This is a genomic window from Flavobacteriales bacterium (assembly GCA_013214975.1).
Classification (GTDB): Bacteria; Bacteroidota; Bacteroidia; order DT-38; family DT-38; genus DT-38.
This window is the reverse complement of sequence record JABSPR010000412.1, coordinates 1-8360: the sequence shown is the minus strand read 5'-3', so window position 1 is coordinate 8360 and position 8360 is coordinate 1. Positions and strand designations below refer to the sequence as shown.

The following is an 8360-nucleotide window of genomic DNA, read 5'->3' as shown; positions in this document are numbered from 1 at the left end:
TGGCCCCTACCGATGCTCGTGTTTTGATTACAGGTGAAAACGGAACTGGAAAGGAATTGGTAGCTCGTCAATTATTCAAGCAAAGTGGACGATCGAAGGAGGCATTTATTGAAGTTAACTGCGCAGCTATTCCTTCCGAACTTATTGAGAGCGAACTATTTGGGCATGAAAAAGGGGCCTTCACATCTGCAATTAAACAAAGACAGGGAAAATTTGAACAAGCCAATAAAGGAACATTATTCTTGGATGAGATTGGAGACATGAGTCTTTCTGCACAAGCTAAAGTGTTAAGAGCTCTACAGGAAAATAAAATCACTCGAGTTGGTGGAGACAAGGAAATCAAAGTAGATGTTAGAGTAATTGCTGCAACGAACAAAGACTTAAAGAAAGAAATAGCTAACGGTAACTTTAGGGAAGATTTATTTCACAGACTAAGTGTTATTCTAATTAAAAACCCTTCTCTTAATGACCGCTCTGAAGACATTCCGCTTCTTCTCGAGCACTTCAATGAGATGATATCCAAGAACCAAGGTATAGCTCCAAAAGCCTATACTAAAGATGCGATAACTGCATTACAGAAAACCAATTGGACCGGTAACATAAGAGAATTTGCAAACGTAATTGAGCGCTTAATAATATTATGTGACAATGAAATATCAGGAAAAGATGTTACTCTATATTCAAATGCAAATGCCTAATTAAGTTTCGATACAGCTATTTTTAATGCTGATTCTAAACCGTCTGGATTTACTCCTCCTGCGGTAGCAAACATAGGCTGCCCCCCACCTCCACCTTTAATTTCGGGAGAAACCTCTTTAATAATATCTGAAGCGCTAAGCCCACGATTAGCTATTACATCTTCAGATATAAGAACTGCCAAAGCCGCCTTTCCTCCTACTTCAGCCCCTAGTGCTAAAAATAGATTGGGAATGTTTTTCTTGAGGCCAAATGCAATGTCCTTTAATAGTTTTGCCGAGTTTACATTTATAATACTATGTATACAATTGACCCCAGACGTCTCCTCCACTTGCTCTTGAAGTAGAACAACGAAATCTTCTATTAGAACTGATTGGATTTTTTCTTGTTCCTTATTTACATAAGATTGAATTAATTCAAGTGAACTAATTAACTCTTCGTTATCCTTTAGTTTCTTTCTTAAGTCTAACAATGGTTTTAACAATAAATTAATCTGGTCTATCACCAATTGTTTTTTGTCATTCTCATCAAACCCTTCAAGCATCAGCTTTAAAATTTGAATTTCATCCATTTTAGTTTCTACATTTGAGACCAACTCAGAAAAGTCATTCAATAACTTTACAGATACTTTACCGGTAACCGCCTCGATCCTTCTAATTCCAGCCGCAACAGAACTTTCAGATAAAATTTTAAAATCCATAATGTCGCTAGTAGTGGCAACATGTATGCCGCCACAAAGCTCTACCGAGTCACCGAATTTTATTACTCTTACAACATCTCCGTACTTTTCGCCAAACAAAGCCATTGCCCCCATCTTTTTAGCTTCACTAATTGGAATAGCTCTTTGTTCATCCAAGACTATATTATGCTTAATACGCTCCTTTACAAAGTTTTCGATTTTTTCAATTTCCTCTTTAGTTAGTTTATCAAAATGAGAAAAATCGAACCTTAATTGTTGAGCATTAACCAAAGACCCCTTTTGCTCTACATGGTCTCCCAAAACGGATCTAAGAGCTTGTTGTAGTAAATGTGTTCCAGTATGGTTTGATGCAGTATCCAGTCTTTTATCTATATCAACTTTTGCTTGAAATATCGAATTTACATGCTCTGGAAGGTTTTCACAATAATGCAAAATCACATTATTCTCTTTTTTGGTATTCAGAATAGCTATTTCTTCTTGATCAGAAATAATCATTCCTGTATCTCCAACTTGTCCACCTCCTTCGGCATAAAAAGGTGTTAAATTAAATACCAACTGATAACTCGTTTTCCCTTTTTCAGAAATCTTTCTGTAACGGGTTATTTTTATCTCCGTCTCGTTATAATCATAACCAATAAATTCTTCTACATCATCCTTCAATAGTTCCGTCCAATCGTCAGCATCAATCTTAGTTGCTGCCCTACTTCTTTCTTTCTGCTCACCTAAACATTTTTTAAACCCCTCAACATCAACAACAAACCCCTTCTCACTAGCTATTAATTCCGTTAAATCAGAAGGAAAGCCAAATGTATCTGACAATTCAAAGACTAATTCACCAGAGACTTCATTGCGACCTTCTGCCGCCATTTTTGACAAACCAGCATCAAATCGTTTTAACCCCTGATCTATTGTTTTTAAGAAGTTAGACTCTTCCTCTCTCAGAACATTCTTTATTATTTCTTGATGTTTTTTTAATTCCGAAAAATGTGTACCCATTTTTTCAAGCATAGAATTAAATACATCATGCATAACCGGTGATTTCATTTCAAGCGTACTGTATGCATAACGCACCGCTCTACGCAAAATCCTTCTGATTACATAACCAGCACCAACACTAGAAGGTAATTGACCATCTGAAATAGAGAAAGCAACAGCACGAACATGATCGCTTATAACCCTCATGGCTATATCTGACTTCGAATCAGAAGATTCGTACTTTATCCCTGAAACATCTTCAATTCTACTAATGTAGCTTTGAAAGACGTCTGTATCATAATTAGATTTTTTACTCTGAAGAACCATTGCCAACCTTTCAAGCCCCATACCGGTATCAATATGCTTGTCGGGAAGACTTAATAAAGATCCATTCTTCTTCTTTTCGTAAGTAATAAAAACCAAGTTCCACAATTCAACTACTTGTGGATGATCTTTATTCACTAGATCCTTGCCGTCTACTTTATTTCGTTCATCCTTATCCCTAATATCAACATGAATTTCTGAACATGGTCCGCAGGGACCAGTATCACCCATCTCCCAAAAATTATCCTTCTTATCGCAGTCGATAATTCGACTCTCATCAATATGGCTTTTCCAAATATCGAATGCTTCTTGGTCTCGACCAACTTTCATTTCTTCGTCACCACCGAATATGGTAACATATAGACGATCCTTATCAATTTTATAAACTTCAGTAAGAAGTTCCCAAGCCCAATCAATACTTTCTTGCTTAAAATAGTCGCCGAACGACCAATTGCCCAGCATTTCAAACATTGTATGATGATAAGTATCTATGCCAACTTCTTCAAGATCATTATGTTTTCCAGAAACCCGTAAACATTTCTGAGAATTTGTCACTCTCTTACTATCAGGTTTAAGATCTCCTAAAAAAATATCTTTAAACTGATTCATACCTGCATTTGTGAACATTAAGGTAGGGTCATCCTTAACAACAAGAGGTGCAGAGTTTACCGTTTTGTGATTTTTAGCATTAAAAAAATCTAAAAATACCTTTCTAATTTCATTCGATTCCATTCGTCTATAACCAATTTACAGAGGTAGCCGCATACCCCTTTCTATGAATTTTATTGCAAAAATAGAATATTTCACTAATTTTGCCAGCTAGTCGATTTCTTCTTTATAGAAATTGAGTCACGAGGAATGGCAAGAATTGAATATAAATACAATCCCAAGTCTCTTCGATACGAGAAAATCCGAAAAAACTCAAAGTATTGGGTTAGAAGAGGAACCATGTTCTCTCTTAGCGGAGTATTGTTTGGTGCAGTAATTTATTTACTAGCCTACTTATTTTTCCCTTCATTAAAAGAAAGACACCTTATTATTGAAAACACTCAATTAAAAAATCAATATGAGGTAATGAATCAACGTCTCAATTTGGCATTAAGAGTTCAAATTGATATTCAAGAAAGAGATGACAATATATATAGAACAGTTTATGGAGCTGAAGCAGTTCCGGAAAACCTAAGAGAATCTGGGATTGGAGGAGCAAACAGATATGACATATATGAAGGATATGAAAACTCCGAATTGGTAATATCTACAGTAAAAAAACTTGACGGATTATCAAAGAGCTTGATTGTTCAATCCAAATCATTTGATGAAGTTCTTAAACTGGCCAAAAATAAAAGTAAAATGATGGCTAGTATACCTGCGGTACAACCAGTAAGAAATAAGAATCTTACTAGAATGGCCAGCGGTTATGGAACTAGAGTAGATCCTATACTGAAAATAAAAAGAATGCATTATGGTGTTGATTTCACAGCGCCAATAGGAACAGAAGTTCATGCAACAGGTAACGGGAAAATTAGACTGGTTAGAACGAGTAGAAGCGGTTATGGCAAACATATTATCATAGATCACGGATATGGGTACCAGACTATATATGCTCACCTAGTGCGATTCAATGTAAAGAAAGGACAAAAGATCAAGAGAGGTGACGTAATTGGGTATGTGGGCAATACAGGACGCTCCACAGGGCCTCATTTACATTATGAAGTAAAGAAAAGAGGAAGACATGTGAATCCATCATATTTCTTTCACAACGATTTAAATGAAGAAGAGTATCAGCAAATGATGGAAGTTTCGGCAAGAGACACAAAATCATTTGATTAGTCTAAGATTATCTTTACTTTTCTCTTATCAAAAACAAGAGGTATACTATGCCATATAAAGAGAAGGAAGTATCTAAATTATATTACAGCATAGGCGAAGTTGCACGAATATTTAATGTTAACACATCGTTAATTCGATTTTGGGAGAAACAGTTTGATATAATTAAACCCAAAAAGAATAAAAAAGGAAATCGTCTGTTCACAAAATCCGACGTAGACAACTTTCATATCATTTTTCACCTGGTTAAAGAAAGAGGGTTTACCCTCGAAGGAGCTCAAAAAAAACTTAGAGACAACAAAGAAAGTACCATTAACAATATTGAGATGGTTAAATCTTTAGAGAAGGTAAGAAGGTTTCTCGTTGAGCTAAAAGAGAACCTCTAGAGACTCAAAATAATATCATCAATATTACTCTTAGGCAGTATCTTCTGTTCTAGTCCATCCCTAAGCATTAGACTAATCGCCTTTTCGCCCATTTCGCCCAAATCCAAAGTGTAATGATTAACATATAAGGCAATATGTTGTTCAACAATTTTGTCTCCTAACTCTTGCGAATGCAATTTTATATAGGCCCTACTCTCTTCTGGGTTTTTCATTGCAAACTGAACACTCCGATTTAAAACTCTATTAATCTTTTTTTGCACATTAATATCAATATCTCTTGATACAGCAATCCCTCCCAAAGGTATAGGCATACTTGTAATCGATTCCCAATATTCTCCAAGATCTAATATCTTATTAAACCCTTTATCCAAATATGTAAATCTGTTTTCATGTATAATTAATCCGGCATCGACTTCTCCCTTTAGAATTGCTCCTTCTATATCTGAGAATAACATTTCTTCAACATCCTTTATACTTGGAAATGCATGATGCAATAAATAATTCGCAGTGGTAAATTTACCTGGAATAGCAATTTTTAAAGCTGACACATCTTTAACCGTATAAACATCTTTGCTTATCAATATAGGTCCACAATTGTTCCCTAAAGCACTCCCTGATCTGAGTAGGATATATTTATCTGTGATATTAAGGAATGCATGAAAACTTAATTTAGACACGTCAAGTTCCTGTGCAGAAGCTTTTCTATTTAACTCCTCAACATCGGCAATTACTGGCTCAAATATTAATCCTTCAGTATCAATCTTATTATGAATTAAAGCATCAAAAATAAAAGTATCATTCGGACACGGAGAAAAACCAATTGATATAGAGTCTCTACTCATATTAGTACTGATCTAAAATTGCGAATATAGTGTTGTCCAAGTTTGCTAAAGCTAGCTTCATTCCCCATTTGCTTTTATCCCTTTTCTCTACAAAATTGGAAATAACCCTAATTTCTACAAAATCAATATTTGATTCTTTGCAAGCGATAAAAAAAGCAGCTCCTTCCATGCTTTCAATATCTGGAGATAATCTTGACTTAACTTTTTTTATTGATGCCTCATTACCATGCACCGTATTTACACTTATACCTTTTACCTTAATAAGGCTATTCACTACACTATTTTGGATTTGAGATTCGTTGTTAATCTTATAAAGTGATCTTATCTCTTCGATTTCAATGTTCATTTGATCTATTGGAAGAAATTCATCTCCATCCTCAGTACCCAATTCAGACAGGCATTCTGACATTACATTTACAACAGTCCCCAGTTTTAATGATCTGTCGAAACTGCCAGCTACTCCGACATTAATTGCAAAATCATATTTACTGCTGGATAATGTTTTACCTAATTGGAATGCTGTATTAACCAATCCCACTCCAGATACGAGTACATCTACATTGACTTTCTTATGAGTAAAATTCCAAAAGCTAGAAGATTCAACATTGGAATCCCCAAATTTACTTCTCAAACTTGCCGCTTCTAAATGAGTGGCATAGACTAATAATAGATTCATCTTTTTTTAACTGAAGTGTAGTAACAAATATCATGAATTAAAAGATAAGTATATGACTAATCCATTCCCAAATTCCTTAGTATATTTGCCTTCCCAATATAATTGGTAAATATTAATTATGATTTACATAACAAGAAAAGAATCGTTTAATTCAGCACATCGGGTTTATAATCCCGAATGGTCTGATGAAAAAAACGAGCAAATTTTCGGCAGATGTTCAAACCCAAATTGGCACGGACATAACTTCAAGTTATTATGTACGGTGAAGGGCATACCATCCAAGGAAACAGGTTTTGTAATAAATTTAAAAACACTGGGGATAATAATGACCGATAATGTTATCGATATTGTTGACCATCGAAATCTAAATTTGGATGTTCCTTTTATGAAAGGTATAATTCCATCTACGGAAAATTTTGCGAAGAAAATATGGGATCAGTTACTTGAACCTATTGCTAAAGAGGGCGTAACCCTTCATTCAATCAAATTGATTGAAACAGAGAAACATTATGTTGAATATTTTGGAGAGTAATTAATTCATCTAAAAAAAATGAACGAGAATAGAAACGAAGAAGAAGATTTTGCTAATGATGAAGTAAATAATGTTATTGCTGAAAACTATCACAATATTCTTAAATCACTTGGCGAGGATACAGAACGAGAAGGATTGGAGAAAACGCCAATGCGTGTTGCTAAATCGCTTCAATATTTAACTAGAGGAAAAAACATTGACCCAGCCGCAATTTTAAAAAGTGCGCTTTTCAAACAAGATCACAAGCATATGGTAATAATAAAAGATATTGAAATGTACTCTATGTGCGAGCATCATATCTTACCATTCTTCGGAAAAGTTCACATTGCCTACATTCCCAATGGTCACATAGTAGGATTAAGCAAAATACCGAGAATTGTTGATGCTTTTGCTAGAAGATTACAAGTACAAGAAAGGCTTACGGACCAGATCAAAGATTGTATTCAAGATACCCTTAACCCCTTAGGTGTGGCTATCGTTATTGAAGCAAAACATTTATGTATGCTAATGAGAGGTGTCGAAAAGCAAAACTCGGTAACCACAACATCAGCATTCACAGGCGAATTTCTAAAAGATAGTACGAGATCAGAATTCATTAATCTAATAGGTAAAAAACTAAGTTAGTATGAAAGCATTTATTTTTCCGGGACAAGGTTCACAACATACAGGAATGGGAAAAGAACTTTTTGACCAATATGACCTTGCCAAAGAAATATTTAATAAAGCAAATGATATATTAGAATTTGATATAACTAACATCATGTTTAATGGTTTGGATGAAGAGTTAAAAGAAACCAAAGTTACTCAGCCGGCAATCTTTATTAATTCAGTTGCTCAAGCAAAATGTTTAGGGGATAAATTCATTCCAGACCTCGTTGCAGGACATTCATTGGGAGAGTTTTCCGCCCTAGTTGCGAATAATGTATTGTCATTCGAAGACGGACTTAAACTTGTTTCCAAGAGAGCAAATGCAATGCAAAAGGCGTGCAAGCTAGAACCTTCTACCATGGCAGCTATATTAATGCTCGATGATGAAGTAGTTGAAAGTATCTGTAAGGAGATTGAAGGCATAGTTGTAACCGCTAATTATAATTGCCCAGGCCAATTGGTAATTTCTGGTGCAACAAAGGCAGTTGAATTAGCCTGTGAGAAAATGACTGCAGCGGGAGCAAGAAGAGCTATCATTCTTTCTGTAAGTGGAGGCTTTCATTCACCAATGATGAATCCTGCTAAAGTTGAACTTCAGGAAGCAATCGAATCTACTACGTTTAATGAACCTAGTTGTCCTATATATCAAAATGTAACGGCAAGTGCGATAACAGATTCGACTGTTATAAGAAACAACTTAATAGCTCAGTTAACCGCTCCGGTAAAATGGACCCAAACAGTTAATACTATGTTA

Annotated in this window: 9 protein-coding genes; 6 read left to right on the top strand and 3 right to left on the bottom strand. The window is 35.1% G+C overall.

Annotation, left to right across the window (positions count from 1 at the left end):
* The coding region (locus tag HRT72_12870; GenBank protein NQY68598.1) for a sigma-54-dependent Fis family transcriptional regulator at positions 1–698 on the top strand (698 nt) is incomplete at its 5' end.
* Here HRT72_12870 and alaS read toward each other — a convergent pair.
* The gene (gene alaS / locus HRT72_12865) at positions 695–3427 is read right to left on the bottom strand and encodes an alanine--tRNA ligase (protein NQY68597.1); all 2733 of its coding nucleotides are present in this window, start codon (positions 3425–3427) and stop codon (positions 695–697) included. The genes HRT72_12870 and alaS overlap by 4 nt on opposite strands.
* Before the next feature lie 126 nt (positions 3428–3553).
* Between alaS and HRT72_12860 the strand changes: the two genes are divergently transcribed.
* Together HRT72_12860 and HRT72_12855 are read left to right on the top strand one after the other, a co-directional pair.
* Positions 3554–4525, top strand: a complete 972-nt coding sequence (locus tag HRT72_12860; protein ID NQY68596.1) for a M23 family metallopeptidase — start codon at positions 3554–3556, stop codon at positions 4523–4525.
* 47 nt (positions 4526–4572) lie between these two features.
* Positions 4573–4908 (top strand): MerR family transcriptional regulator, encoded by a 336-nt coding sequence (locus HRT72_12855; protein NQY68595.1) that lies wholly within the window; start codon positions 4573–4575, stop codon positions 4906–4908.
* Here the strand turns inward: HRT72_12855 and HRT72_12850 are convergent.
* Together HRT72_12850 and mqnB are read right to left on the bottom strand one after the other, a co-directional pair.
* Positions 4905–5750, bottom strand: a complete 846-nt coding sequence (locus HRT72_12850) for a 1,4-dihydroxy-6-naphthoate synthase (protein ID NQY68594.1) — start codon at positions 5748–5750, stop codon at positions 4905–4907. The two genes, HRT72_12855 and HRT72_12850, sit on opposite strands and share 4 nt — an antisense overlap.
* Position 5751: 1 nt before the next feature.
* Positions 5752–6426, bottom strand: coding sequence for a futalosine hydrolase (mqnB, locus tag HRT72_12845; GenBank protein NQY68593.1), 675 nt, complete (start codon positions 6424–6426; stop codon positions 5752–5754).
* A gap of 118 nt (positions 6427–6544) precedes the next feature.
* On the opposite strand from mqnB, the gene HRT72_12840 reads away from it, so the two are divergent.
* From HRT72_12840 to fabD, 3 genes are all read left to right on the top strand, one after another.
* On the top strand, positions 6545–6958 hold the full coding sequence (locus tag HRT72_12840) for a 6-carboxytetrahydropterin synthase (GenBank protein NQY68592.1): 414 nt from the start codon (positions 6545–6547) through the stop codon (positions 6956–6958).
* An 18-nt stretch (positions 6959–6976) separates the two neighbouring features.
* The gene (gene folE, locus HRT72_12835) at positions 6977–7582 is read left to right on the top strand and encodes a GTP cyclohydrolase I FolE (protein NQY68591.1); all 606 of its coding nucleotides are present in this window, start codon (positions 6977–6979) and stop codon (positions 7580–7582) included.
* A 1-nt stretch (position 7583) separates the two neighbouring features.
* Positions 7584–8360, top strand: a 777-nt coding sequence (gene fabD, locus HRT72_12830) for an ACP S-malonyltransferase (GenBank protein ID NQY68590.1), incomplete at its 3' end; no start/stop codon positions are given.

Coding starts and splice junctions, on each gene's coding strand:
- mqnB (NQY68593.1), bottom strand. CDS start 6,426: ATGAATCTATTATTAGTCTATGCCACTCATTTAGAAGCGGCAAGTTTG.
- alaS (NQY68597.1), bottom strand. CDS start 3,427: ATGGAATCGAATGAAATTAGAAAGGTATTTTTAGATTTTTTTAATGCT.
- folE (NQY68591.1), top strand. CDS start 6,977: ATGAACGAGAATAGAAACGAAGAAGAAGATTTTGCTAATGATGAAGTA.
- HRT72_12855 (NQY68595.1), top strand. CDS start 4,573: ATGCCATATAAAGAGAAGGAAGTATCTAAATTATATTACAGCATAGGC.
- HRT72_12840 (NQY68592.1), top strand. CDS start 6,545: ATGATTTACATAACAAGAAAAGAATCGTTTAATTCAGCACATCGGGTT.
- HRT72_12850 (NQY68594.1), bottom strand. CDS start 5,750: ATGAGTAGAGACTCTATATCAATTGGTTTTTCTCCGTGTCCGAATGAT.
- HRT72_12860 (NQY68596.1), top strand. CDS start 3,554: ATGGCAAGAATTGAATATAAATACAATCCCAAGTCTCTTCGATACGAG.